The following is a 25,808-nucleotide window of genomic DNA, read 5'->3' as shown; positions in this document are numbered from 1 at the left end:
GGAACAATGAATAAGTCCATCCCGATTTGTGGGTGGGCTTTTTTGTGTTTTTAAACATGGGAATTTCTTTAGAAACCCGCTATCGGACAAACTGAAGTGGAATAGAGGGGTTATTGTCCAATAGAGCGCCTCTATCGGACAAACACAAAGGGAATCAGGGGGAAAAGTGTCCGTTAGAATGCCCCTATCGGACAAACGCTAAGAGAATCAGGGAAAAAGTGTCCGTTAAAACGTCTCTATCGGACAAACAGAAGCAGAATTCAGAGGAAAGTGTCCGTTAGAACACCTCTATCGGTCAAACGTAAAGGGAATCATGGAAAAAGTGTCCGTTAGTACCCTCCATCAGAATTATTTATTCCATAGCCTACCTTATTCAGGTAATTCACTTTAATATAACGTAACTTCATCAAATATTTTGTCCTCGAAAATTCCTTCCATTTCCATTCTAAAAATAATATAGTTAATATGAAACTTTTATTAATACTTTACGACTAATCTAATGAATACGGAGGCGAATAGAGCTATGAACTCCGTTTTTGATGAATTGTATCAAAAATATCATCATGACGTTTTTCAATTTTTATTTTATATGGTTAAAAGCAGGGAGCTGGCTGAAGACCTTGTACAGGAAGTATACATTCGCGTTTTGAAGGCATACAACCGGTTTGAAGGAAAGAGCAGTGAGAAGACATGGCTGTTTTCGATTGCCAAAAATGTCGCGATCGATCACTTCCGCAAACAGAAAGGCTGGAAGCAGCGATTGCTTGAATCCTTTGATATGTCTGCCCGCCAGGTAAGGGACGACCAGCCCCTTCCTGAAGAAATGGCACTCCAAAGTGAAGAGATTCAAATGATGTACAAGTGCCTTGACCAATGCACGGTTGACCAGCGAATGGTCATCATCATGCGCTATATACATGAGTTAACGATCAGCGAAACAGCAGAAGCTTTATCATGGACGGAAAGTAAGGTAAAGACGACTCAGCACCGTGCTTTGAAGACATTGAAAAAGCTGATGGAAGAAATGATTGAAAAGGAAGGGATGACTAGTGAAAAAGTCACAGCTAAGCGATAAGCAGCTAGAAGAAATCCTCGGCCAAATGCCTAAGGTTAAAGATCATCGCGACTCTCGTGACATTTATCAGAATATCGCTCATCGTGTTGAAAAAAGAAAGACAATGCCGACATGGGTTATTCCGGGTGCTGCGCTGGCAGCCGTACTTTTCCTTGCATTCATCCTTTCACCAGGGTTGATGGGTGTGAACCACTCCGCCGATAAAAGCATTGAAAGCAACTCTGCTTCTGATGCCAAGTCATTCATGGAGATGGATACAGCTGTCAGGGATGATACGGCAAATGAAAGTGCCAGCCAGGAGGAGAGCACTCTCATGATGGATGCAGCCGATGGTGAGGCTGAAGAAAAGAGCAAAGAATTCGCTGCGATGGATAAAGCTAATCCTTATGACGGCCTGATTTCTTTATATGCAGAAGAGGTAGACACCGAGACATCCGAAATTCTTACTTATGCAATTCCTGACGACCAGGCGATGAGGATCGTTCCAGTTACGGTAACGACACCGAAGGAAGAAGGCAAGTCCTGGATTGACAACTATACAGAAACGATGCCGAAGCTAATGGAAAAGGAATGGGGATTGACCGATTACTATCCAATGGACGCTGCCTGGAACTTTGATGAAGCGACTAAGACATTGACAATGGATGTTAAACAAAATAATCCCTACCGAGATGGCAGCACTGCAAACGTCATATTCATCGATTCAATGACTCAAAATTTCTCAGGTGCAGGAATAGATAAAATGGTTCTGTCGACAGAGGGAAAACCAGGGCTTGAACTAAGCAACATCGGCTTGTTGGAGGAGCTTCCGCTCAACGCAGAAACAAAAAAGAGGCGGGCGTACTTGTTTTTGACTGTGGAGGGGGTACAGAACCCGTACCTTGTACCGACAAAAGAACAGCATGAATCTATAGGGAAAGCATTTGAGCAAATGTGGAAAGGGGATGGATACCTTTCAGCATCACTTCCGGAAATTTTCAGCCTGGCAGAAACCAATAAATCCGAAAATGATATCTTAGAGATTACAATCGACAAGAATACAACCCTGGATGAAAGTTATCTGCCCAATCTTGAGGCAATTTTAATGACAGCGAGTGAATTTGATTACTCTGGTGTCAGATTCACAAATGCAAACATCGATCAGCTTGGACCTTTCAATCTGAACGAAGTTCTCCCGCTCCCACTCGCTCCAAACAAGAAAAATATTAACTAGAAGAAAGGCCATCTGGTCTTTCTTTTTTTGTGCATTGAAGTAGAACTCTCGATAGCTTTACATAAACAAATTTTCCTTCTTTTGCATAAAAAAGCAGTTTACCACCAATTATAACGAATGTGCTTTTTTTAGCTGCTGCTTTTCCAGCCATACAGTTCTAATTTCGTACAGGCTGTCATAGGGATGGAAAGGGAGTAAAAAGTTAAGGAGGAAGAAAATGCAGGATTACATAAAGCGTTTACTCATTGCTGGGTTAATGGCACTCTGTATCAGCTTGCTATTTCTTGGCGGAAAGCACTCTCAGGCAGAAATGCTCGATATAAAGGAATTGACTTCAGATTGGGTTTGGCCGGCTGAGGGGGTCGTTACGGATTTATATGGAACACGTCATGGCCACCACAAGGGAATTGACATTGCAGGTGAATTCAAAACACCTATACATAGTGTTGATAAAGGAGTAGTAACAAAGTCATATTATTCGGGTTCGTATGGACATGTTGTGTTCATTAAGCATGACAACAATCTGGAAACTGTATACGCCCATTTGAACAAAAGGAATGTTAAGGAAGGACAGGTCGTTCAGCAAGGTGATATTATCGGCCTGATGGGAAACACAGGGGATTCTTCTGGTGTTCATCTTCATTTTGAAATCCATGAAGAAAAATGGACATATGGAAAGGAAAATGCCATGGACCCTGTATTGGCTTTGGGAGAAGCAGCTATAGGACAACCAGTAGTAGCTATGGAGCAAAAACGTAATGAAGTGTCGCTGGCAACAATCGCGAAGCTGCGTCTGAACGATGATACATTCATTAATCAAGGTGAGAATGTAAGCGCTGAAAATGTGAAAATAAATGGACCGGATACCGTGGCTGCCGTCCTGCCGCCAAAAGAGAAACAGGTAAATCATACCGTCCAAAGAGGAGAGACTCTCTGGTCAATAGCACGACAATATAACACATCGGTAGAAGCGATCAAGCAAAAGAATGACATAAATAATAGCCACATCTCTCAAGGTGATATTTTAGTAATTGTGAAATCAGATGATCAGAGTTATGTCGTTGAAGCAGGGGATACACTGCACTCTATCGCGAGAAAGACGAACACCACTATTGAAAAATTAAAAGCCCTGAACAATCTGACATCTGACACGATACGACCTCAGCAAATATTAATAACCCGATAATCTAGCCTTGTACCGGTTATTATCTGAAAGTATAATAGGTAAAACGGTCACAAAGGGGATGGGCACTATGCTGACGGATTACCACAACCATTTGGAAAGAGGCACATTGACGCTTGATTATTTGAAACAGTTTACTGATACAGCCAATGAAAAGAGGATCCAGCATTTCGGGATTTCTGAGCATGCATATCACTTTTATCAGACTGCTGATATTTTACGCAACAGCTGGGTGGATGAACGCAGATTCTATGATATGGCAGATTACGTCGATCTTTTCGAGCAAGCGTGGAGAAACGAAATTGACGTTAAAATGTCGATCGAAATGGACTACACTCCTGGCAAGCATAAGGAGATGGAGCAGTTCATCAAGAGCTATGACTTCGATTATGTAATTGGATCGATCCATTGGATTGGTGATTTTGGGATTGATCTTGCCGAGTATCGAAAAGAGTGGGACAGAAGAGATGTTTATGAGGTTTATCGAAGGTATTTTGACCAGGTAGTAACTCTGGCGCAATCAAATCTGTTTGATATAATCGGGCATATCGATCTTGTGAAGATTTTTAAATATGTCCCTGAGGATGAAAGTTTCCTATTGGAACAGTATGATAGGGCAACAACGGCGTTGGCCCAATCCAAGACCTGTGTGGAAATAAGCACTGCAGGATTAAGGAAGCCTACTCAGACTTTATATCCCGATAAAAGGCTTTTGCAGATGTGCTTTGATAAGAATATACCGATTGTCTTGTCATCGGATGCCCATGTACCTGAGCATGTCGGTGCTGATTTTGATCAGGCTCTGACGCTTGCCAGGCTTGTGGGTTACGAAGAAATTATCACCTTCTCAAAAGGAGAACGAAAATCATATCCTTTGGGTTGAAAAACAAACAGGCCTCACTGTAGGGAGGCCTGTTTGTTCAGAGTATAATACTGTTGATCGTAACAATGTCCTGCAGTGATTTCAGCTTTTCGACCATTTCATCTGGCAGTGGTCTGTCAAAAGAGAGGACCATGATAGCCTCGCCGCCAGCCTCTTTTCTGCCGACTTGCATTGTCGCGATATTCACACCGTGGTCTCCCAGGACCTTTCCTACATGCCCAATTACACCAGGACGGTCCATATGCTGGATGTACAAAAGGTTTCCTGATGGATGGAAATCAATATTAAAGCCGTCCAGGCTGACAATTCGTGGCCCGTAATGCTCGATGTATGTTCCTCTAGCTGTAAAAGTTTCTCCGTCTCCGCTGGCTTTTACTGTTATGGTATTTGCGTAACCAAATGAATTCCCAGTCACTTTTTCCCCCACCATGATACCGCGTTCTTTTGCGATGTGGATTGCATTCACTTCGTTTACTTTCACATCAATGCGGTTTTCGAAGAACCCTGCCAGCAGTGCCTTTGTTAAAAAGGACGTTTCGAGTTCCGCCGCAGTACCAGAATAGGTGGCGGTCAATTCACTGATTCCTTTATTGTGACATTCTGAGACAATCTTGCCCATTTCTTTCGCAAGCTGGTGATAAGGCTGGATCTTTTCATAGATCTCTTTAGACATCGCTGGGAGATTGATTGAGTTGGCAACAGGTTTATTTTCAAAATAAGTACTGATTTCTCTGGCGACCTGGGTAGCAACATTCAATTGCGCTTCTTTTGTTGAGGCTCCTAGGTGTGGGGTGGTGATGACAGAATCAAGTTTCAGCAATGGGTGGTCCCCTGGGGGTTCAGTTTCAAATACATCCAGTGCAGCACCGGCGACATGGCCCTTTTCAATGTAGTGGGCAAGAGCAATCTCATCAATTATTCCACCTCTCGCACAATTGAGGAGGTAAACCCCTTTTTTAGTTTGACTCAATGTCTTTTCATTAAGAAGTCCTTTTGTTTCTTTCGTCAAAGGTGTGTGGACCGAGATGATATCCGTTTCAGCGAGGACCTCATCGAAGGTGGATAGTTGGACGCCTAAAACCTCTGCTCGTTCCATCGTCAGGAATGGGTCGTAGACCTTAACTGACATTCCGAAAGCCCTGGCCCTTTTTGCGAGCTCAGAACCAATCCTTCCCAAACCCACGATTCCTAATGTTTTTCCGTATAGCTCATTGCCAATATATTGATTTCTTTTCCATTCTCCATTTTTTACAGAGGCATGTGCCTGGGGGATGTTTCTCATTAAGGCGGACATCATTGCAAATGTATGCTCTGCGGTTGAAATGGTATTTCCATCCGGGGCATTGACGACGATAATTCCTCTTTTTGTCGCTTCAGCAACATCGATATTATCGACTCCGACTCCTGCCCGGCCGACGAGCTTCAACGATGGCATTCTGTCGAGCAGTTCTGAGGTGACTTTCGTTGCGCTCCTGACGATCAGGGCATCGATTTTTTGTAGATCTATACTCTCAGAGTCAACACTCCCGATATGTACCTGGATACCATCCTGTTCTAATAATGGCTGTAAGCCTTCTTCTTTTATTGAATCTGCCGCTAAAACCTGGAACATCCATTCTCACTCCCTTTGTTAAAGTGGTAATTTTCTGATTATTTTACAAGACGAATATTCTTTTGTCAAATTGTATAATTGTTCATGAATAGAATGAAAGCGCAAACAAAATCTATTGATTAATACTAAATATATTCAGTTATTCCGAATTTATCAGGAGTTTAGTATTAAAATTATAAATGTGTCACGAACGGAATGCATTTAACTCATCTCTGTCAAAAAAACGTCACAAGCAGACACCTTCACAAATTATCTTTTTTTCAGTATAATGAACTTGTTAAATTAAATATGGTCTATCTTCGGGGCAGGGTGAAATTCCCGATCGGCGGTAATAAGATTGATTCTTTAAGCCCGCGAGCCTGTATGGGCAGGATTTGGTGCGATTCCAAAGCCGACAGTATAGTCTGGATGGGAGAAGATGGAGGTTCTGCAGACGTTCAAAAAATGCAGGTTTTGAATGTTTATTAAGCATGCCCTTCACAAAACTCCCTCAAGTATTGAACTTGAGGGTTTATTTGTTAGGGTGTGTGATTGCTGAACCTTTCTTCTTTATGTGAGATGGATCTCTATAAGGAGAGAGGAAAAATGAAAAAATTTAGTGTTAAAGCAATGGTTTCAATTGGTATGCTGAGCAGTATCTCTTATGTATTGATGCTGCTGAATTTTCCGCTGCCGCCGTTTCCAAAATTTTTAATGGTCGATTTCAGCGATATTCCTGCATTAATTGCTGCGTTGATTTTTGGTCCGGTAGCCGGTATTTTAGTAGAATTCTTAAAGAATACGCTGGATTATTTCATGACAGGCAGTGATACGGGAGTTCCAGTAGGCCATGCTGCCAACTTTGTTGCAGGAGTATTATTCATTCTGCCAACTTACTATATTTATCAACGGATGAAAACCAATAGGGGAATGACATTTGCATTAGTGGCTGGGACAGCAAGTATGGCTATCCTGATGAGTGTCCTTAACTACTACGTCTTCCTTCCTGCATACACATTGTTTTTGAACATGCCAGCAATGTCGGGACCGGAAGCGCGAGCCATGATTGTTGCAGGGATTCTACCATTCAATTTCGTTAAAGGTATACTGATGTCTGTCATATTCATGCTGATGTTCACAAGGATGAAAACATGGATTGAGAGACAGCAAACATTCAAAAGTGCATAAACTCATATGAGATCTTATACAAAAGCAACGGCCTGCACCGTTGCTTTTTAATTTATAACGATTAGTAATTACTCACTCTGAGCTATCCACGCAAATGTTTTAGTACGTGGTAGATAAAAAGCAAGCATATCGAAACTCTTTAAAATAGGCTCTTTTCTCAAACTTTGTTGCTGTTGAAAACAAAATAGGATTCAGACTTCTTTTTTTCGTAAAGTTGACTCTTTTTATGAGAAAAGAGCATGCAAACTTAGTACCGACCTGCAAAATGGCTTTTTATTACGTTAAAATCGGCTTTAGGATTTTAACAACAATCTTTACGAAAACAGCGTTAAAACAAAAAAATTCCCGCTTATTAGCGGGAATTATGTATTTCTTTATTCGAACTTAGTAGCATCTCCGTTAAATGGCTCATCTGCAACTTTGATTGAGTCAGTTGGGCAGCCTTCGAATGCGTCCATCATGTCGTCAATTAATACATCAGGAATCTCAACGATACCTTCATTTTCATCAAGAGTTACGAATGCGATGCCTTCATCGTCGTAATCGTAGATATCTGGAGCAGCTGCACCGCAAGCTCCGCATGCAATACAAGTTTCTTTGTCAACAATTGTGTACTTAGCCATGATATAATTCCTCCCAAGTGTTTAACAATAATATGCTGTTCTCACCTAAATAGTGAAAACGTATTCCTCATATCTATTGTAAAACTGTATCGCCAACATTTCAATAAAAAAAGTATTGAGAATGCTTATCACACAAGGCATTGAATGGTTTTTTCGTTGAAAATAAAACATTTTACGAGATATTTTCATGTTAAAATAATGTTATATTATTTTTCTGCTATAGTGGGCGCCGAATATTATCGTGCCCTTTGCTTAATTTTTCATTCAAAGGTGATGTTATGGGGATAACGTATTTGGAGACAGTTGTTTTATCAATATTGAAAAGAATCAATGGTGAAAGAACCATCTATTCGTTATTTCATCTTTTACAGGGAAAGCGATCCTCTCAGACGATTCAGGACGCTCATTTATACAAAATAACCCCATATTTTCATACATATCCCTCAGTTACCCGTGAGGGACTAGAAAAAATGATTAACCAACTGCAGAATAGAGGGCTGTTAGAGGAAATAGCAGATACCAAGGTAATATTAACAGGAAAGGGCGAAGCCACCCTGGAACAGAAGTTGTTGGAATACAGGCTTCCTGACTATCTAAATGGCTGGAAATATCACCAGGTGACTGATTCTTTTTGGGAGAGGCTAACGCTGCTTATTCAGGTGAGTTCAAACCTGATTAATCATGAGCGCTCCTTTATACCTGTGAGGAATAAGCGGGAAACCCTTACTTGGGTAAAACAATACATTAAGCAACAAAATGAAGATCGATTTAAGCTGGCAGAAAGGCTGTATGGTGAACTTGCATCTGCGCTGGAAAATGAAAAGACGAAGCCGGAGCTTGTTGTTATAAGGTTGACAGGCTACAGGAAAATTGGATTGACGACTATGCAGGCTGCCGAATGGATTGGACTCGAACCTGCTCACTATCATTTTGAATTCCTGAATTGCTTGCATGCAATGTTTAATAAGGTGCTGGAGAATTCACAAGGCTACCCTTTACTTAATGGATTGATCAAGAAGGCAGAGAGTAATGTTCCTTTGACGATTTCGACAGATAAGACATATAAATTAATGCAGAAGGGTTATACCTTGGAAGAGATAGCGGCTGTCCGCAACCTAAAACAAAGCACCATTGAAGATCATGTTGTGGAGATTGCTCTTTCTATCAAGGAATTCGATATAGACCACTATGTTCCTTTGATTAAAAAGGAAAGCATTCTACAGGCGGCAAAGCGGAATTCTGCTAAAAAGTTAAAGCAAATCAAGGAACAAGTGGCTGATGCTTCTTATTTTGAAATCAGGCTTGTTCTTGCTAAATATGGTGATGTGGAATGGAGTTAAAAAGATATTTAAAAAAGTATTTTAAGTTCGAGGAGTTCCGTCCAGGGCAGGAAGAAACGATTGAATCCGTTTTAAAAAGACAACATACGATTTCTATGTTGCCAACTGGAACGGGAAAGTCCCTGTGCTACCAACTTCCAGGCTATCTAGTGCACGGGCCGGTCTTGATTGTTTCACCGCTGCTGTCACTAATGCAGGATCAGGTAGAACAAATGATGGCAATGGGTGAAAAGAGAGTAATTGCCTTGAATTCCTTTTTGTCACCACAGCAAAAGGCTAAAGCCCTTGAAGAACTCGAAAGGTATCGGTTTATCTTCATATCTCCAGAAATGCTGGGAATTGAATCTGTATTGAATCGGATCAGGAAATTGTCTGTATCACTGTTCGTTGTGGATGAGGCACACTGTATCTCTCAATGGGGATATGATTTTAGGCCGGACTACCTCAAGCTTGGAGAATTCAGGGAGAAGCTGGGACAACCATTGACGCTTGCGCTAACAGCTACAGCGTCAAAGGAAGTTCGAAAGGATATTGCCGAAAAGCTCCATTTAGAAGAATGGAATGAGGTTGTCTATTCTGTTGACCGCCCTGCTATTTCGCTAGCTTTGGAATTTGCATCTGCCTTTCAGGATAAGCTGGACCGGACAGTTGAGCTGGTGAAGTATTTAAAGGGGCCGGGGATCATTTATTTTTCCAGCAAAAAAGTCGTCGAGCAAACTGCAGTGCATATGAGAGAAAAAGGAATCAAGAATGCCATGGCATATCATGGGGGCCTGGATACGGAAAGCCGGGTCCTCATACAGCAGCAATTCCTCAATGGTCAACTTGACGTCATATGTGCTACCAGTGCTTTTGGAATGGGAATTAATAAAGAAAATGTCCGATTTGTGATTCATTTCCACATGCCTATGCAAATTGAGTCCTATCTTCAGGAGATAGGAAGAGCAGCAAGAGATGGCCGCGATTCAATTGCCATCCTGCTGTACTCGCCAGGTGACGAACAATTGGCCTACCAGCTCGCTGAAGGTGAGCTCCCTGATCAATATCAGATTGAAAGATTGTTTGCTTATTTAATCGATAACCGTATTCTTTATAAAAATCTTTCAGACCTCGCCGAAGAGCTATCAATGATATGCGGCTTCACTGAAATTCAATGGAGGGTCGTCGAAGATTACCTGTCTAATATAGGCGCGCTGGATTATAAAGAAGATAAACAAAGTCTTCTCCAAATGATCGAAAACCGCTTGAAGGTAAAAAATACAAAAATTAAGAAGATGCTCGGTTGGGTTCATACAAAGGAATGTAAGAGGAAAGTTATTTTGGAAATGTTCGGCGACGAATTGCAGGAACGGCCACAGAATTGCTGCATCAGCTGTGGATTAGATATGGACCATTATAAAGAAACCGAACCATCCAGTGAACAATCGCTAGTTGCGTTGGACTGGAAGCAGGAATTGGCTTCAATCCTATTGATGAGAGAGCGGATATAATGAAAGATGAATATAAGGAAACAGTGGCAGGACTTACTGAAAAAGAACTGCTTTTCCACTTAGTTGCTACGCAAATTTTACTATTAACGATTTCAACTATATTAGGTATGATATTGTTTGATAGCTTTACTGATCTCAAAGAATTATTTATTTGGGCCGATTGGAACATTTTATTGATCGGGGTAGTTGCTGGTCTGGCAGTCGTGGCTTTGGACTTTATCCTTATGAAATATCTGCCAAAGTCGTACTACGACGATGGCGGCTTGAACGAAAGAATATTTAAGAATAGAAGTGTATTCCAAATCATGCTCATTGCTGCGATGGTAGCAATCAGTGAGGAAATCCTTTTTAGGGGAGTCATTCAGACAAACACTGGGTTAATCATATCTAGCCTGATTTTCGCAGTCGTTCATTACCGCTATCTGTTTAATTGGTTTTTGTTTACTAATATTATTTTATTGAGTTTCTTGATTGGCTATATTTATATGATGACAAATAATCTTGTTGTGACCATCGTGATGCATTTTATCATTGATTTTATTTTAGGATTGATCATTAAATTCAGGACTCAAGCAACAATTGGGGGTACAGACAGTGAATAAGGAAAAACCTATCAGGGACCAGGCGGAGCGGCTGAGAAAAAGGGTAGAGCGCAAATCCGGGCATACTGTTGAAAAAAAGGAATCCCTTCCTCCAAGAAGAGAGATGCACAGGCAAAAACAGAAAAAAACCAGGGTTAAAGTAAAGTATCCTGTCATCAGGTTGATGGCTCTGTTTTTCATCCTGCTGCCTATTACTTTTTTCAGCATTATCTCGTATTTGGATGGCACAAAGATGCCTTTGAATAAGTCTCTGGAACGTGCCGGAGTGGAAATGATCAATGTTGAAAGTCAGGATGATGGTAAAGGTGTGGGCCAAGTAGAAGACGAAGACCAAGAAGCACCATCTTATGAAGAAATTACTGATCCAGAGGAAATCGATGTTGTGGCAGCCGGGCCTGCTCCAACAAGCAGCGGGGATAAAAACACTGCCGAAGCTCCTGGAGACAGTGACGATAAAGAAAGCGGGAAAATCACAGTTCCAGCTTCTGCCGAGTCTGAGAATGAACCAGCAGACACAGAAGGCACCAAAGCTACAGGTGAAGGCGAATCCGCAACCAGTGAAAAGGTCCTTTATCATACAGTCAAACCGAATGAAACATTATTCAGAGTAGCGATGACATATTATAAATCCCAGGAAGGCATCCCAATCATTAAAAAAGCAAACAACATCCAGGGAAATGAAATTCAGGCAGGACAAGTATTAAAGATACCCGTAAAAAATTAGTCAGAGTGACAAAGAGCTTATTAATATTTGCTGTCTTTTAGATTTTCTTGAGAATTAAGCGAAAAAGCCGGATTCAGTCCATATTAATGGAATTGGTCCGGTTTTTCTTGTTTTCAATCTTATTTTTGGATCACGATATCATAACTCCATGGACAAGTTCATAAAAATTATAAAAGGCTGTTTTTGTAAAGATTGTTGTTAGTATTCTTAAGCCGATTATAATAGCCATTTTATAGTTGGGTATTAAGTGTACAAACTGCTTTTCACAAAAATAAGCTTTAATTTTTTGTGAAGAGACATAGGTAATTCAATCCTATTTTGTTGTCAATAGCAACAAAGTTTGTGAAAAGAGCTTTATAAAAAGGGGAGGGGCTTGCCGTGGAACTGGAAATCGAGAATCTGGATGATCGAACGGACCCAGCAACTAAAAGGATGCTACAGAATGTAATTGACCGAAAGAAAAAGTTTGACCGGTATAAATCCCGGCATCTTATGTCGGTATGGGTGACGATTGGATTGATATCTGTTTATTTCTACTATCTTTATATTACAGTGTTAAAGCCGTATTCTTATTCTTTCGCTGAGATTTTTTCTGTGTATGTCAAGAATTCCGCAAATTTATATTTCCTCATATTGACGGTTGGGACATATGGCTTGATGATCCTGTTTAAGGAGAAACGTGAAAAGGCAGAGAAAGAATACCAGGCGCTTCGTTGTGAAATAGTAGACCGAAGTAAGGATTTATGGAAAAAAGAAGAAGAGTGGAAGAACCGGCATATAGTATTTGATATGATGAAGAAAAAGTTTGATATCAATTTGTTTCACGAAAATAAATAGAAGCATCCAAAACGGATGCTTCAGTTTACTTTAGTTAGAATACTCTCTTTTTCCCTTGTTCGTCCTTGAGTATCTCAACTGCTTCACGGAAGCGCTGGGAGTGGATGATTTCGCGTTCCCTGAGGTATCGTAATCCATCATTCAGGTCAGGGTCATCGCTCATATTGATGATCCATTGATACGTAGCCCTTGCTTTTTCTTCCGCAGCGATATCTTCATATAGATCTGCGATTGGGTCGCCTTTAGCAGCGATGTAGGATGCAGTCCACGGAACCCCAGCAGCATTATGATAGAATAGAGCGCTGTCATGGTTAGCGTAGTGCGCGTCAAGTCCAGCCTGTTTCATTTGTTCTGGTGTTGCGTCCTTAGTCAGCTTGTAAATCATTGTGGCAATCATTTCTAAGTGAGCGAACTCTTCTGTACCAATATCAGTCAATAATCCGATTACCTTATCTGGAATTGTGTAACGCTGGTTTAAGTATCTCAGTGCTGCAGCAAGCTCCCCATCAGCTCCGCCATATTGCTCCACGAGGAATTTAGCGAGCATGGGGTTACAGGTGCTAACTTTTACGGGATACTGTAATTTTTTTTCATAAAGCCACATGTTCCTTACCCCCTCCTAATTGGAATCTAGATTTGCCATGGCCAAGGACCGTCATCCCAATTCCAGGGATAACCTGAATAGCTGTTGCCGAATTGCTGGAGAGGTCCATACATACTTTCAACGACCTTTTTTAGCCGCCGTCTTTCTTTAGCGAACTGATTGAATTGGTTGATAGCTTCATAATCCTCTGGATGTGTATCTAAGTACAAGGTGAGGTCCACGAGAACAAAATCTACAGCCTGGAGTTCTTCCATGGCAGCATAAAATTCCTTTGGCAATTGCTTCATGAGTGATCATCCTCCCTTGGAGCTTCGTATGGCGAATACCAAGGATCATAAAAAACCTTCCACAGTGTCCCTGTTCTTAATGCTTGCATTGGAGTGAACTGTTCTAGATTGGGCGGCTGAAAGCCCAGAAATAAATTTGGCGGTGTAGAGTACGTTTTTGCCTTAATAGGCGGACAAGGGTCGAAGGGACTGGCGTACGGATACCATACTCTTCTATGTGTAGACAAACTAAGCCCTCCTCTAAATGAACTTCATTTCATTTTATGAGCAAAATTTCATTTCATGTTAAATTTATCTGGCAGGCAGGGATTTTAATTAATCTGGAGAATTATATATATATGGCAGTACTTTAAATTTGAGGTGAGTTGAATGTTTGTTAAAAGTATTATGATACCGAAGTACAAATGCATTACTGTACAACAGGATGAGACATTGCAAAGTGTGTTAGAAAAATTGGATGGTAATGAGATTGATGGAGTTCCAGTTTTGGATGGTGACAAATATGTAGGCGTCGTCACGAGACATGGAATTTATCAGGAATTCTTCAATACCGGTGGACAAAAAGAAGAATTTCTACAAAGTAAATATGCGAAAGACATCCTGACTCTGCAGGATCAAATCCTTCATGGCATTGAGGTTTTCGAAACAACGTTAGTAAAATTGAAAGATATTCCGTTAATGGCGGTAATAGATGAGAATGGAAAATTTCAGGGAGCTGTAACCCGCTCAGATGCTCTGGACCAGTTCCAGAGTGCTTTTGGTGTCCATCGAGAGGGTGTAAGGATTGCGTTTACTTCCGTCGAAACGGAAGGCCGTATCGCAAGGCTGGCTGATATTGCTCACCAGTTCCATGAGCATATTATCTCGCTGGTTACTTTTGATGAGACAGACAAGCTCGTCCGCAGAATTGTCATGAAAGTAGAAAAGAAAGACAACATTGACAAGTTTGTCAAGAAGCTGGAAGAGTCAGGATTCCGCATTCTTGATATTCATGAAGTTTGATTTTTTCTATACGGAAATAAAGACAAGGGCCTTTCATACATTGTGTATGGGAGGTTTTTGTATGCTTTGGAAGGTTTTAAGGATGGTCATTGGACTGCTTTGCGGTTACCTCTTTGTCATTTCGCTGTCAGCTATAATTCCTTTTCAATCTGGGGAGCTCCTGGGTGAGTTTATTTTAAATCCATTTGAATTCCTGGTAGGAGCAGTGTCTCTTGTATTCGGAATGTATGCAATTGGAGGATTGATCAGGGATGGGGGAGTTGCTGTCATAAGTGCATATAGAGGAAATAAAAACATAGTACCTGATATAATTTTAGCAATTACCTGTCTAGGCTCATTTTTTCTGCTATCACACTTAGGAGCTTGGCAGACGGCAGTTTTTTTCGTTTTCTGCTTGCTTTATGGTATGATGTCATTTAGCTCACCAGAGGACACAAATGAAAGCTAGATAAAGTAGTGCGGGAGGCAGAAATGGATTTAATTTATTTTATACTTGGAATGCTGCTGATCGGCAGCTTCCTTCTACTATATATGTATCGCCAGGCCTTTACAGACAGAGTGCTGAAGCAGGAAATCCAGTTGAAGGGATTTCCGGAAAGCTTTGGGTCTGTCAAAATCTTTTTTATATCAGATATCCATAAGCGGATTATTCAAGATTCAATAATCAGTGAGGTGAAAGGAAAGGCCGACCTTGTGGTTATTGGAGGCGATCTCGCGGAAAAAGGCGTTCCTTTGGAGAGGGTGTCTGCCAATATAGAAAAATTAAAAACGATTGCCCCGGTATTCTTCGTCTGGGGGAACAATGATTATGAATTCAACTCACATGAACTAGACTCACTTCTTTACCACTTGGGTGTTAAAGTACTAGACAATACAGCAGTGAAATTTGAATCGAGTACCGGGGATGTATTGCATATTTTAGGTATTGATGATTTAAGTCTTGGTAAAAGCAGGCTGGACTTGGCAATTCGTGATGCAGGAGAAGAAGGATTCCGGATCCTTGTAAGCCACAACCCCGCCATCGTCAACAGTCTCAAGCCAGAACACAATATTAGCCTCGTTTTAAGCGGACATACCCATGGGGGGCAGATCAGGATATTCGGGTTCGGTCCTTATGAATTAGGCGGTATTAAAATGAAGAATGGTGCAACGGTGCTTACGAGCAATGGATATGGCACAACGGCTGTGCCTTTTAGACTTGGAGCCAGAGCTGAAACCCATCTACTTACATTGGTTACGGATTCCAATACAGAAGATTGAGGTTTTACAGAGGTACAGCAGCGCGGCTATAATCGGTAGTACAGGTAATAACGGAGGTATTAGGATGGGGAACGGCGCAGGAAAATATAATATTAAAGCAGTATCCAAAATGCTTGGTATTCAGCCCGGGACACTCAGGGCTTGGGAGAGAAGATATCAGATGATTGCCCCTGTCAGAAACGAATCCGGTCATCGATTGTATACAGAGGAGCATGTAGAAATTTTGCAATGGCTAATCTCAAAAATAAATCAAGGCTTTACCATCAGCCAGGCTGTGTCTTTGCTTGAAAACTCAGCTTTATCAATGGAAAAGGCTGAAGTGCCTAAAAGGGACATGGTAGATGAAATTGGAGACAAGCTGTTGAGTGCACTTCTTGAGTTCAATAGTTCCAGAGCTCATGAATTGATTAACCAGGCCTTCAGTATATTTACAATTGACAAAACTGTTATTGATTTATTAGGTCCGATTTTGATTAAGGTGGGCGATTTGTGGGAAGAGGGAAGTATAACGACTGCACATGAGCATTTTGCTTCGTCATTTATACGTTCGAGAATAGAAGGATTATCAAATTCATTTCCGCACAATGCCTTCCTGCCAAAGTCAATTGCTGTATGCGGACCTGGAGAAAGACATGAACTGGGTTTATTAATCTATACATTGTACCTAAGGCGAAAAGGATTTGAGGTAGTCTTCCTTGGCACAAGCCTTGCTGAGAATGATCTTGAGGCAGTGCTGGAAAAGGTGAAACCCAAGTTCCTTTTCTTGTCTTGCACTCTTGATGAAAATAGAGAGGCAACTTTGAAGCTTGCCAAAGAGATTAATAAAATCCATCCAGATCTTATTATTGGGCTCGGTGGTATAGCGATTGACTCCATGCCGTTAGAGCAGCAGGAACAATATCAAGAAAACATTGTAGGCATGACAAGAGCGGAATGGGAAAAATGGTTGAAAAAGCGCATTGATCAATTTAAATAACTCACCAACCTGCGATAATTTCATAAACTAAAATAAGAGCTTTGTCGATGGCAGGGGGCATGAATATGCGCTTGGAACGATTAACCAACAATAAAATTAAGATTTTCCTTACGATAGATGATTTATCCGACCGGGGTTTGACCAAAGAGGATATATGGAAGGATTCGTTGAAGTGGCATCAGCTTTTTCACGATATGCTCGAGGAAGCCAGCGAAGAATTCGATTTGGATATCATCGGTTCAGTTGCAGTGGAAATTTTTTCGTTGCATGCCCAGGGGATGGTCATGATCGTCACAATGATCGAACAGGATGAAGACGAAGAGCAGTTTGATGATGGGATTATAGAAATGCAGGTAACGGTCGATGGAAGCGAAGACATTTTGTTTGAATTCGAAAATATCGAGGACGTGATCCAGCTGGCAAAAAGACTTTTGGACGCCGGAATTGACGGAGGCAGCCTGCATTTCATGAATGACCATTATTATTTGCTCATGAATGGTATATTGCCTGATGAGACCAATAAAACAGTGTCATTAATGGCAGAATACGGAGTTCCATCAATATTGAGCATCCACAGACTGCTTGAATATGGGAACGAGATTATGGAAGAACGTGCAGTCGAAAGCCTTGTCCATTATTTTATGAAATAATGGATGGGCTTCGGCTTTTTTTATGGAAATATTGTGTTATACAAGGGCTGTTAGAATTGGGTTTTTTTAGGAAAAAACATGCCTGATTGCTAAGGTAGGATTTTTATTGAGTTATCCTCGAATCTGACTCTTATAATACAGTCATTTAACCTAGGAATGTCTTATTATTCAGTAAATTTATTATCAAGTCAATAATAATAAGGGCTTGAATGGTAGCGTTTTCATTTAATAATCAAAAAATGCGGAAAACTGTTTTTTTCTTCTTGCATAAAATAACCAAAGGTGTATACTAATCCATGAAAGCAGACAACATCCGCAAAAGTGATTTAGGAGGTTTATCAATGGTAGCCGCAAACGGTAATGAAAATCCAAATAAAGAAGACAAACATGACGTCTTACGATCTACACAAACTGTTATTCACAAGGCTTTGGAAAAACTCGGATACCCTGATGAGGTTTTTGAGCTTTTAAAGGAGCCGCTCAGGATGATGACAGTGAAAATCCCTGTCAGAATGGATGACGGATCTGTTAAAGTCTTTACTGGCTACCGGGCGCAGCACAATGATGCAGTGGGTCCAACAAAGGGAGGAATACGTTTCCATCCAAACGTAACGGAGAAAGAGGTAAAAGCCTTATCAATCTGGATGAGCTTGAAATGTGGCATTGTCGATCTGCCGTATGGCGGCGGAAAAGGCGGGATTGTTTGTGATCCTCGCGACATGTCGTTCAGGGAACTGGAAAGATTGAGCCGGGGATATGTCCGTGCGATCAGCCAGATCGTAGGACCAACAAAAGATATCCCGGCACCTGATGTTTTCACGAACTCACAGATTATGGCTTGGATGATGGATGAATATAGCCGTATAGATGAATTTAACTCTCCAGGATTCATTACAGGCAAGCCGCTGGTACTCGGTGGTTCACATGGTCGTGAATCAGCAACAGCAAAAGGGGTTACGATTTGTATCCGCGAAGCTGCAAAGAAAAAGGGAATCGAGCTTGAAGGCGCAAGAGTGGTTGTCCAGGGATTTGGAAATGCCGGAAGCTACTTGGCCAAGTTCATGCATGATGCTGGTGCGAAGATCATCGGTATTTCAGATGCATACGGCGCGCTGCATGACCCAGACGGACTCGACGTCGATTACCTGCTAGATCGTCGTGACAGTTTTGGTACGGTAACCAAACTATTCAATAATACAATTACAAATAAAGAATTATTGGAACTTGATTGTGATATTCTTGTTCCAGCTGCGATAGAAAATCAGATTACCGAAGAAAATGCCCACAATATCAGGGCTAGTATCGTCGTTGAGGCTGCAAATGGGCCAACAACGCTGGAAGCAACAGAAATCCTTACAGAACGCGGCATCCTGCTTGTGCCGGACGTCCTTGCCTCCGCTGGTGGAGTAACCGTTTCTTACTTTGAATGGGTACAAAACAATCAGGGCTATTATTGGACGGAAGAAGAAGTCGAAGATAAGCTTGAAAAGGTCATGGTGAAATCCTTTGACAGCATCTATGATACAGCCCAGACACGAAGAGTAGACATGAGGCTTGCTGCTTATATGGTCGGTGTCCGCAAAATGGCTGAAGCTAGCCGCTTCAGAGGCTGGATTTAACATAAGAAAAGGGTTCTTCGTTGAATCTTATGATGAAATCTCCTATCATTTAATGATGGGAGATTTTTTATATATCAGCTTTTACGGTTTATATAGATCCAGAAGGAGTGATTTGGCAACATGAAGAAAGAAGAAGTCATTATTGTCGGAGGAGGCCCATGTGGTCTTGCTGCCGCGATTGCATTGAAGAATAAGGGCTTGAATCCGCTTATCATCGAAAAAGGAAATATCGTGAATGCGATTTATAATTATCCAACACACCAGACTTTTTTCAGCAGCAGTGAAAAGCTTGCGATTGGCGATGTACCCTTCATTACCGAGAACCTTAAACCAAAGCGTAATCAGGCGCTTGTTTATTACCGGGAAGTCGTCAAGCGGGAAAAGCTTAGAATCAACAAATATGAAAGGGTAACAGAAATAGTAAAAAAACAAGAGTCCGGCTTTGAGGTGACAACTGATAAACAGGTATACTCCTCGCAAAATATCGTCATCGCAACCGGTTATTATGATAATCCTAATTTCATGGGTATCCCTGGCGAAGAGCTTGAGAAGGTCTCACACTACTTCAAGGAGGCACATCCTTTCTTTGACATGGATGTTGCAGTCATTGGCGGAAAAAACTCAAGCGTTGATGCCGCGATAGAGCTTGAGAAGGCGGGGGCGCGAGTGACAGTTCTATATCGTGGAGCGGAATATTCGCCAAGCATTAAACCGTGGGTGCTGCCAGAATTTGAGGCACTAGTTAAATCGGGCGTTGTTGATATGATATTTAGTGCAGAAGTCAAAGAAATCACTGAAGACTCCATTGTTTATGATCATGAAGGCAAAACGGTGGAATTGAAAAATGACCATGTTTTCGCTTTGACTGGATATCGGCCGGACCACGCCTTTCTTAAGAAAATGGGTGTGGAAATTGAAACAGAAACGGGTCGGCCATATTTTAACTCTGAGACAATGGAAACAAATGTACCAGGAATATTTATTGCAGGAGTCATTGCGGCCGGGAATAATGCAAACGAAATATTCATTGAAAATGGACGCTTCCATGGCGGACAGATTGCAGAAGCAATATCAAGTAGAGTTTAGATTGGTAGTAGGAATCAATGTAAGAAAAAGCGGTGTCCGAATGGCACCGCTTTGTTTACGGAGAAATATCCTTGCCCTTATACAGAGTTACCGCTTGCTATAAAGATGGTGAAAATCGTGCCCTTATGGAGAGGTCTCGCATGTTATAAGGATACTATAAAGAGGGAATCGTGCCCTTATGGAGAGTTTTCAAATGATATAAGGATACGATAAGAAGACAATCCCGCCATTATGAAGAACATTCGCTTCATATAAGGAAACATTTAGAAGCTAAACGTGCTCTTATGAGATTATCCAATGTCCATAAGGGTACATTTCCTTTTTTTTTATCACTGAACAAAACCAAAAGCGATGCCTGCACACATACAGGCACCGCTTTTTTCATATATTATCCTGATTGCTCCATTTTTTAGAACATGAACATTTCATTAATATCATCCATCTTTTCAGTCTTGGCCAGAGCAACCAGCAGTTTGATCCTTGCTTTCTGTCCATTCAGGCCGTTTGAGAAAATGACACCCAATTCCTTTAGGTGCTTTCCTCCGCCTTCATAGCCATAAACATCCTGGACAATGCCGGCAAAGCTCCTGGAAACAATGACGACAGGAATATTGTTTTTAATGAACTCTTTTACACCCTCAAGTGCTGCTGGTGGAAGATTGCCTTGTCCAAGTGCTTCAATCACGACTCCATCAACTTTTAATTCGAGTAACGCTTTGAGTAGGGATGAGTCCATTCCCGCATGCGCTTTTATCAGTGACACGTTCTTATTGATGTACTGAACAGGATAGTTTTCATGTTTAGTTGGAGTGTGGTGGAAAAGAACACCCCTTTTTGTCACAATGCCAATCGGGCCGTATTGCGGGCTTTGAAAGGTTGAGATATTGCTAGTATGCGTTTTGGTGACGTTCACTGCCGTATGGATCTCGTCATTCAGGACAACAAGGACACCCTTGCCTTTTGCATCTGGGCTGGAAGCAACGCTTATGGACGATATTAAATTATAGAGTCCATCAGAGCCGATTTCATTGCTTGACCGCATGGCGCCAGTAACGACGACCGGGAAGCTGGTCTGGCAGGTGAGGTCCAGGAAATAGGCTGTCTCTTCAAGTGTATCTGTTCCATGGGTAATTACGGCTCCGTCGATATTGCCTTTTTTATCATAGTCCTCCAGGATGAATTTTAACTCCATCATCTCTTTTGGTGTAATATGTGGAGAAGGCAAATTGAAGGCTTCTTCTACAACAAGGTCAGCCAAACTGGATAAATGATCGGTTCCTTGTGTCAAAGGGTTATTTGTCCCTGGTTTTACTGCTCCACTTGTATCCTCGCTCATTGAAATGGTACCGCCAGTATGAATCAATAAAATATTCTTCTTCAAAACTATTACCTCCGAAAGACCAGTGAGAAAGAATAATAATCCATTTTCTTTCTTCTAATTACATGATACGATTAAAAAAACAAATTGAAAAGAGGACAGCATATGCTGGGAATAGTTACTGCCGGGGTAGCTCCGGGTCTGGCGCTGTTAAGTTATTTTTATTTAAGGGACCAATATGGGTCAGAGCCGCTATCCCTGGTGTTTAAAATGTTTATATTCGGTGCATTGCTTGTATTTCCGCTTATGTTCATTCAATATGTACTCTCTGCCGAGGGATTGTTCCAGGATGACTTTATTAAAGCATTTGGGACGGTTGGCCTTTTAGAAGAATTTTTTAAATGGTTTATCCTCTATTACGCGATTTTCCAGCATATTTCCTTTGATGAACCATATGATGGAGTCATCTACAGTGTGGCTGTGTCCCTGGGCTTCGCATCGGCTGAAAATATTTTTTATCTGCTCGCTAATGGTCTTCAGGACGCAATTGGCAGGGCGCTGTTGCCTGTTTCGAGCCATGCGCTCTTTGGGGTTATCATGGGTTACTATATAGGTAAGGCCAAGTTTTCACCAGGGGTTCAAAAGAAATGGATCATGCTCTCCTTAACAGTGCCTGTTCTTCTGCACGGGATGTATGATTTTATCCTGATGACCAGGGAGAACTGGTTCGTGTTTATGGTTCCATTTATGATATTCCTTTGGTGGCTAGGTCTGCGAAAAGTAAAGAAGGCGAGAACCTTGACTCTGCAGCATATTGAGAAGCAATATCCAATCTGAGAAACTCTTCATTCTTAAAAAATGGAGGGTTTTTTTGTTTTGTGGAATAAAAGTCAACTCTTGACAAAAAATAAGATTAATCTTTTAAGTTCACATCTTTGGGGGTTGCATTCAATGAAGAATTATCGGTCTATCTTGAAGGTGATGGCCGCATTGGCTTTAATCATGTCTTTTGTACAATTTAGCGAAGTGGATCAAAGGGCTGAGGCCTTTACGAGTCAAGTGCTGCAGCAGGGTTCTACAGGAGAGGATGTAATAGAACTCCAATCACGTCTCAAGCATATTGGTTTTTATAATGGCAAGATCGACGGGGTATTTGGATGGGGTACCTACTGGGCTCTAAGGAATTTCCAATACGAATTCGGTCTGGAAATCGATGGAGTTGCAGGATGGGTAACAAAACTTAAGCTTGCGAAGGCGACGCCAAATGCGAAAATTGCCTGGGGCGGCGAAAAAACAGGCGGGGGTACAGCTGGTGGCGGCACTCAAACCCAGTCCGCACCAAAAGCAGCAGCTGCAACAAATACACCAAATGGATTCTCGCAGAATGATATTCAGCTTATGGCTAATGCGGTCTATGGAGAAGCCAGGGGTGAACCGTATACCGGACAGGTAGCAGTCGCAGCGGTAATATTGAATCGCGTAGACAGTGCCACATTCCCGAATACAGTATCCGGCGTTATTTTCGAACCGAGGGCGTTCACAGCCGTGGCTGATGGCCAAATCTGGCTGACGCCAAATGAGACTGCGAAAAAAGCTGTCCTTGATGCAATCAATGGCTGGGACCCTACTGGCAATGCGATGTACTATTTTAATCCCGATACAGCAACCAGCGCCTGGATATGGGGACGGCCGCAGATCAAGAAGATTGGGAAACATATTTTTTGTAAATAGGGGTGAGTTGAATTGCTAAGAGGAATAGCCATAGCAGTCCTTGTTGTAGGAATTGCCGGAACCGCATTCTGGGGTTATCAGGAGCACAGGGAAAAAACAGCAGTACTGATCAATGCGGAAAACAATTATCAAAGAGCTTTTCATGACTTGACATATCAAATTGATTTACTGAACGATAAAATTGGTACAACACTTGCGATGAACTCAAGAAGTTCATTATCGCCTCAATTGGCGGAAGTATGGAAGATTACTTCACAAGCCCATAGTGATGTAGGCCAGCTTCCATTGACGCTTTTGCCTTTCAATAAAACGGAAGAGTTTTTAGCGAATATTGGGAACTTCAGTTATAAAGCAGCGATTCGTGATCTGGATAAAGAACCATTAACAGAAAAAGAATATTCGACGTTAAAGACCCTGTATGAGCAATCAGGTGAAATTCAGCAGGATTTAAGGAAAGTCCAGCATATGGTGCTGGAAAACAATCTTCGCTGGATGGATGTAGAGCTAGCCCTTGCAACGGATAAGGGACAAACTGATAATACCATCATTGATGGGTTCAAGACTGTTGAAAAAACAGTAGAAGGCTATTCAGAAACAGATTTTGGGCCGGCACAGATCAATCTTCAGAAAAAGGACGAAAACTTTAAAAAGCTGCCTGGAGAAAAGATATCAAAAGAAAAAGCGGTCCAGATTACCAAACAATACACCCCGGTCAAAAATGGCGGTAAAGTAAAAGTGACGGAGAGCGGCAAAGGATCGGATTATGGATTTTTCAGTGTGACGATCCAAAACCCCGAAACAAATCTGCAAGCAAGTATGGATATAACGAAAAAGGGTGGCTATCCAATCTGGTTCCTGCTTGATCGGGATGTAAAGAATCAAAAGCTTAGTCTCAATGACGCTTCCAATAAGGCAATTGCCTTTTTAAAGGATCATAACTTCGAAAACCTCGATCTCTTCGAAAGTGCTCAATATGATAACATTGGAGTTTTTACATTTGTAGGGAACCAGGACGGCGTAAGGATTTATCCAGATGCAATCAATATGAAAGTCGCATTGGATAACGGAGATGTAATCGGCTTCTCAGCTGAGGATTATTTGAAATCCCATAAAGCAAGAGAAATCCCGCAAGCAGGCATTGAAATAGAAGAGGCAAAAAAGAAAGTCAATCCAAATCTCAAGGTTATGGATGAGAAAAAAGCAATAATCCTGAACGACCTGAATGAAGAGGTGTTATGCTATGAATTCACCGGAGTTCTCGGCAATGATACCTTCAGGATTTATATCAATGCAGAAGACGGTACAGAAGAAAAAGTAGAAAAACTTCATAACGCTGAACAAGTGTATGAAGACGTTGTTTAAGGGGAAGCCAGGCGCTTTCCCTTTTTTTATTTTAGGCTCTGTTAAAGCCCAATGTTGTTTTAATGACCTGTTGATTGTAGTGGAAGGCGCGTAGACTCCTGCGGGATGAGCAAGTCATGGGGAGACCCCGCAGGCGCATAAAACGCCGAGGAGGCTCCCCGACTGCCCGCGGAAAGCGAAGCGCCTGGAACGAAAATCAACAGCATATTTTATCAGAGCCTTATTTTAGAGCACTGACATAAGGTTCTTTTCAACGGTGTTTCTGAACAGGTTTTGCAATTATAACCTTAATGCGGTTTTTACTTATTGTTGAGAAAGCTACAAAGATTTGAATAGAGAATTGTAAAAATAATCCATTAAAGGACTATTGCACCAGATTAGTCCGCCATGTCATAATAAACATGAGAATATATAGAGAGAACAGTTTACCAAACAACAAAAATTTAAAACAGCATAGACAGAAGTGGGGAAGTGGATTAGCTATGATAAAAATCGGTGATAACATAATCCTTGAATATAAGTATTCCGACAGTTTTGAGCAGTACAAGTGTAAACTGGTTGAGAGTAAAGGAAATGATCTGTATATTGATTATCCTGTAAATTTGACTACTAACAGAACAGTGTTCTTGCTTGAGGGTACACCTTTGAAAGCTAATTTTGTAACCGAATCAGGTTCTCATTATTATTTTGACACAGAGGTTAAAGGAAGAATAAAGCTTAACATCCCAATGGTGATTCTTTCATATCCCGGAAAGGAACGTCTTATCAAGGTCCAGAGAAGGCAATTCGTCAGGGTGGAAACCTCAGTGGACGTTGCTGTTTACGCAGGCAAGGGAGAATTTGCTCCATTTACAACTGTCACCGACGATATCAGTGCAGGAGGGGCTGCATTGCTGATTGATAAAAACAGCAGTTTGAAACAGGATATGGAGATTGGATGCTGGTTTGCCCTTCCTATGCAAAATGGAGAATTCGAATACAGGAAGTTCCGTGGAAAGGTTGTCCGGATCATCGATGGTCTAGGACATATGAACAAAGCTTCTGTTCAATTTTTTGACTCATCGGGCACCGACAGGCAGGTGCTTCTAAGGTTCTGCTTCGAAAGACAGCTTGAAATGAAGAAAAAAGGTCTTCCAGTCTAAAGGAATAAATACCTGGAAATGC

At 41.5% G+C, this 25,808-nt stretch carries 28 protein-coding genes and 1 riboswitch; of the genes, 21 read left to right on the top strand and 7 right to left on the bottom strand.

The features are described 5' to 3' along the window. Positions 1-523 precede the first annotated feature (523 nt). Both sigX and J7E32_RS09690 read left to right on the top strand, forming a co-directional pair. Positions 524-1,075, top strand: coding sequence for an RNA polymerase sigma factor SigX (gene sigX / locus J7E32_RS09695; RefSeq protein ID WP_214906803.1), 552 nt, complete (start codon positions 524-526; stop codon positions 1,073-1,075). Next, a complete protein-coding gene (locus tag J7E32_RS09690; protein ID WP_214906801.1) occupies positions 1,050-2,288 on the top strand; it encodes a hypothetical protein in 1,239 nt (412 codons plus the stop codon). Before sigX ends, J7E32_RS09690 begins: the two co-directional genes overlap by 26 nt. Here the strand turns inward: J7E32_RS09690 and J7E32_RS09685 are convergent. After that, positions 2,281-2,439, bottom strand: a complete 159-nt coding sequence (locus J7E32_RS09685) for a hypothetical protein (RefSeq protein WP_214906799.1) — start codon at positions 2,437-2,439, stop codon at positions 2,281-2,283. The genes J7E32_RS09690 and J7E32_RS09685 overlap by 8 nt on opposite strands. Before the next feature lie 66 nt (positions 2,440-2,505). Here J7E32_RS09685 and J7E32_RS09680 point away from each other — a divergent pair, with 66 nt between their 5' ends. Continuing rightward, positions 2,506-3,474 carry a peptidoglycan DD-metalloendopeptidase family protein gene (locus J7E32_RS09680; RefSeq protein WP_214906797.1) on the top strand — a complete coding sequence of 323 codons (969 nt, stop codon included), beginning with the start codon at positions 2,506-2,508 and terminating at the stop codon, positions 3,472-3,474. A gap of 67 nt (positions 3,475-3,541) precedes the next feature. Further along, positions 3,542-4,354 (top strand): histidinol-phosphatase, encoded by an 813-nt coding sequence (locus J7E32_RS09675; RefSeq protein ID WP_214906794.1) that lies wholly within the window; start codon positions 3,542-3,544, stop codon positions 4,352-4,354. Positions 4,355-4,391: 37 nt separating this feature from the next. Here J7E32_RS09675 and serA read toward each other — a convergent pair whose 3' ends face one another. Next, the gene (gene serA / locus J7E32_RS09670; protein WP_214906793.1) at positions 4,392-5,966 is read right to left on the bottom strand and encodes a phosphoglycerate dehydrogenase; all 1,575 of its coding nucleotides are present in this window, start codon (positions 5,964-5,966) and stop codon (positions 4,392-4,394) included. Positions 5,967-6,257: 291 nt separating this feature from the next. Next, positions 6,258-6,390, top strand: a riboswitch (FMN riboswitch). A gap of 161 nt (positions 6,391-6,551) precedes the next feature. Here serA and J7E32_RS09665 point away from each other — a divergent pair. Beyond that, positions 6,552-7,133 (top strand): ECF transporter S component, encoded by a 582-nt coding sequence (locus J7E32_RS09665; protein ID WP_214906791.1) that lies wholly within the window; start codon positions 6,552-6,554, stop codon positions 7,131-7,133. 374 nt (positions 7,134-7,507) lie between these two features. On the opposite strand, the gene J7E32_RS09660 is transcribed toward J7E32_RS09665, so the two are convergent. After that, the gene (locus J7E32_RS09660; RefSeq protein WP_023627496.1) at positions 7,508-7,756 is read right to left on the bottom strand and encodes a ferredoxin; all 249 of its coding nucleotides are present in this window, start codon (positions 7,754-7,756) and stop codon (positions 7,508-7,510) included. 470 nt (positions 7,757-8,226) lie between these two features. Here J7E32_RS09660 and J7E32_RS09655 point away from each other — a divergent pair, with 470 nt between their 5' ends. From J7E32_RS09655 to J7E32_RS09635, 5 genes are all read left to right on the top strand, one after another. Beyond that, entirely contained in the window at positions 8,227-9,096 is an 870-nt protein-coding gene (locus J7E32_RS09655) for a YpbB family protein (protein ID WP_286182959.1), read from the top strand. Then, positions 9,087-10,586 carry a RecQ family ATP-dependent DNA helicase gene (locus J7E32_RS09650; RefSeq protein WP_214906787.1) on the top strand — a complete coding sequence of 500 codons (1,500 nt, stop codon included), beginning with the start codon at positions 9,087-9,089 and terminating at the stop codon, positions 10,584-10,586. The genes J7E32_RS09655 and J7E32_RS09650 overlap by 10 nt, the downstream gene beginning before the upstream one ends. Beyond that, positions 10,586-11,188 (top strand): CPBP family intramembrane glutamic endopeptidase, encoded by a 603-nt coding sequence (locus tag J7E32_RS09645; RefSeq protein ID WP_214906784.1) that lies wholly within the window; start codon positions 10,586-10,588, stop codon positions 11,186-11,188. Before J7E32_RS09650 ends, J7E32_RS09645 begins: the two co-directional genes overlap by 1 nt. Continuing rightward, positions 11,181-11,912, top strand: coding sequence for a LysM peptidoglycan-binding domain-containing protein (locus tag J7E32_RS09640; protein ID WP_214906782.1), 732 nt, complete (start codon positions 11,181-11,183; stop codon positions 11,910-11,912). The genes J7E32_RS09645 and J7E32_RS09640 overlap by 8 nt, the downstream gene beginning before the upstream one ends. A gap of 378 nt (positions 11,913-12,290) precedes the next feature. Continuing rightward, positions 12,291-12,749, top strand: a complete 459-nt coding sequence (locus J7E32_RS09635) for a YpbF family protein (RefSeq protein ID WP_353654034.1) — start codon at positions 12,291-12,293, stop codon at positions 12,747-12,749. Between the two features lie 34 nt (positions 12,750-12,783). Here the strand turns inward: J7E32_RS09635 and J7E32_RS09630 are convergent, their stop codons facing one another. From J7E32_RS09630 to J7E32_RS09620, 3 genes are read right to left on the bottom strand one after another with little or no spacing between them, the layout of a single operon-like run. Continuing rightward, the gene (locus J7E32_RS09630) at positions 12,784-13,353 is read right to left on the bottom strand and encodes a manganese catalase family protein (protein ID WP_041965695.1); all 570 of its coding nucleotides are present in this window, start codon (positions 13,351-13,353) and stop codon (positions 12,784-12,786) included. 26 nt (positions 13,354-13,379) lie between these two features. After that, entirely contained in the window at positions 13,380-13,640 is a 261-nt protein-coding gene (locus tag J7E32_RS09625) for a spore coat protein CotJB (protein WP_192470627.1), read from the bottom strand. Next, a complete protein-coding gene (locus J7E32_RS09620; protein ID WP_023627506.1) occupies positions 13,637-13,867 on the bottom strand; it encodes a spore coat associated protein CotJA in 231 nt (76 codons plus the stop codon). The genes J7E32_RS09625 and J7E32_RS09620 overlap by 4 nt, the downstream gene beginning before the upstream one ends. Positions 13,868-14,009: 142 nt before the next feature. On the opposite strand from J7E32_RS09620, the gene J7E32_RS09615 reads away from it, so the two are divergent. The 7 genes from J7E32_RS09615 to J7E32_RS09585 all read left to right on the top strand — a co-directional run bounded on the left by J7E32_RS09615 (position 14,010) and on the right by J7E32_RS09585 (position 20,233). Beyond that, on the top strand, positions 14,010-14,642 hold the full coding sequence (locus J7E32_RS09615; protein ID WP_214906780.1) for a CBS domain-containing protein: 633 nt from the start codon (positions 14,010-14,012) through the stop codon (positions 14,640-14,642). Continuing rightward, positions 14,632-15,090, top strand: a complete 459-nt coding sequence (locus tag J7E32_RS09610; RefSeq protein ID WP_214906778.1) for a hypothetical protein — start codon at positions 14,632-14,634, stop codon at positions 15,088-15,090. Before J7E32_RS09615 ends, J7E32_RS09610 begins: the two co-directional genes overlap by 11 nt. Positions 15,091-15,113: 23 nt before the next feature. Beyond that, on the top strand, positions 15,114-15,902 hold the full coding sequence (locus tag J7E32_RS09605) for a metallophosphoesterase (RefSeq protein ID WP_214906775.1): 789 nt from the start codon (positions 15,114-15,116) through the stop codon (positions 15,900-15,902). Positions 15,903-15,966: 64 nt separating this feature from the next. Further along, a complete protein-coding gene (locus tag J7E32_RS09600) occupies positions 15,967-16,878 on the top strand; it encodes a MerR family transcriptional regulator (protein WP_214906774.1) in 912 nt (303 codons plus the stop codon). Between the two features lie 65 nt (positions 16,879-16,943). Then, positions 16,944-17,528 carry a genetic competence negative regulator gene (locus tag J7E32_RS09595; RefSeq protein ID WP_214906773.1) on the top strand — a complete coding sequence of 195 codons (585 nt, stop codon included), beginning with the start codon at positions 16,944-16,946 and terminating at the stop codon, positions 17,526-17,528. A 341-nt stretch (positions 17,529-17,869) separates the two neighbouring features. After that, positions 17,870-19,147, top strand: coding sequence for a Glu/Leu/Phe/Val family dehydrogenase (locus tag J7E32_RS09590; RefSeq protein ID WP_214906772.1), 1,278 nt, complete (start codon positions 17,870-17,872; stop codon positions 19,145-19,147). Positions 19,148-19,267: 120 nt separating this feature from the next. After that, the gene (locus J7E32_RS09585) at positions 19,268-20,233 is read left to right on the top strand and encodes a YpdA family putative bacillithiol disulfide reductase (protein ID WP_214906771.1); all 966 of its coding nucleotides are present in this window, start codon (positions 19,268-19,270) and stop codon (positions 20,231-20,233) included. 409 nt (positions 20,234-20,642) lie between these two features. Here J7E32_RS09585 and J7E32_RS09580 read toward each other — a convergent pair whose 3' ends face one another. Beyond that, entirely contained in the window at positions 20,643-21,614 is a 972-nt protein-coding gene (locus J7E32_RS09580) for an asparaginase (RefSeq protein WP_214906770.1), read from the bottom strand. Between the two features lie 102 nt (positions 21,615-21,716). Between J7E32_RS09580 and prsW the strand changes: the two genes are divergently transcribed. From prsW to J7E32_RS09560, 4 genes are all read left to right on the top strand, one after another. Beyond that, positions 21,717-22,388 (top strand): glutamic-type intramembrane protease PrsW, encoded by a 672-nt coding sequence (prsW, locus tag J7E32_RS09575; RefSeq protein WP_214906769.1) that lies wholly within the window; start codon positions 21,717-21,719, stop codon positions 22,386-22,388. Between the two features lie 114 nt (positions 22,389-22,502). Further along, positions 22,503-23,282 carry a spore cortex-lytic enzyme gene (gene sleB, locus J7E32_RS09570; protein WP_214906768.1) on the top strand — a complete coding sequence of 260 codons (780 nt, stop codon included), beginning with the start codon at positions 22,503-22,505 and terminating at the stop codon, positions 23,280-23,282. 12 nt (positions 23,283-23,294) lie between these two features. Continuing rightward, complete coding sequence (gene ypeB / locus J7E32_RS09565; RefSeq protein ID WP_214906766.1) at positions 23,295-24,644, top strand: germination protein YpeB; 1,350 nt, start codon at positions 23,295-23,297, stop codon at positions 24,642-24,644. Between the two features lie 482 nt (positions 24,645-25,126). Continuing rightward, on the top strand, positions 25,127-25,786 hold the full coding sequence (locus tag J7E32_RS09560) for a flagellar brake protein (RefSeq protein ID WP_214906763.1): 660 nt from the start codon (positions 25,127-25,129) through the stop codon (positions 25,784-25,786). Positions 25,787-25,808: the final 22 nt, after the last annotated feature.

It is taken from the genome of Bacillus sp. ISL-55, from assembly GCF_018613155.1.
In the GTDB taxonomy this organism is placed as follows: Bacteria; Bacillota; Bacilli; order Bacillales; family Cytobacillaceae; genus Mesobacillus.
The sequence above is the reverse complement of the archived record's forward strand: the minus strand, read 5'-3'. Positions and strand labels throughout refer to the sequence as shown.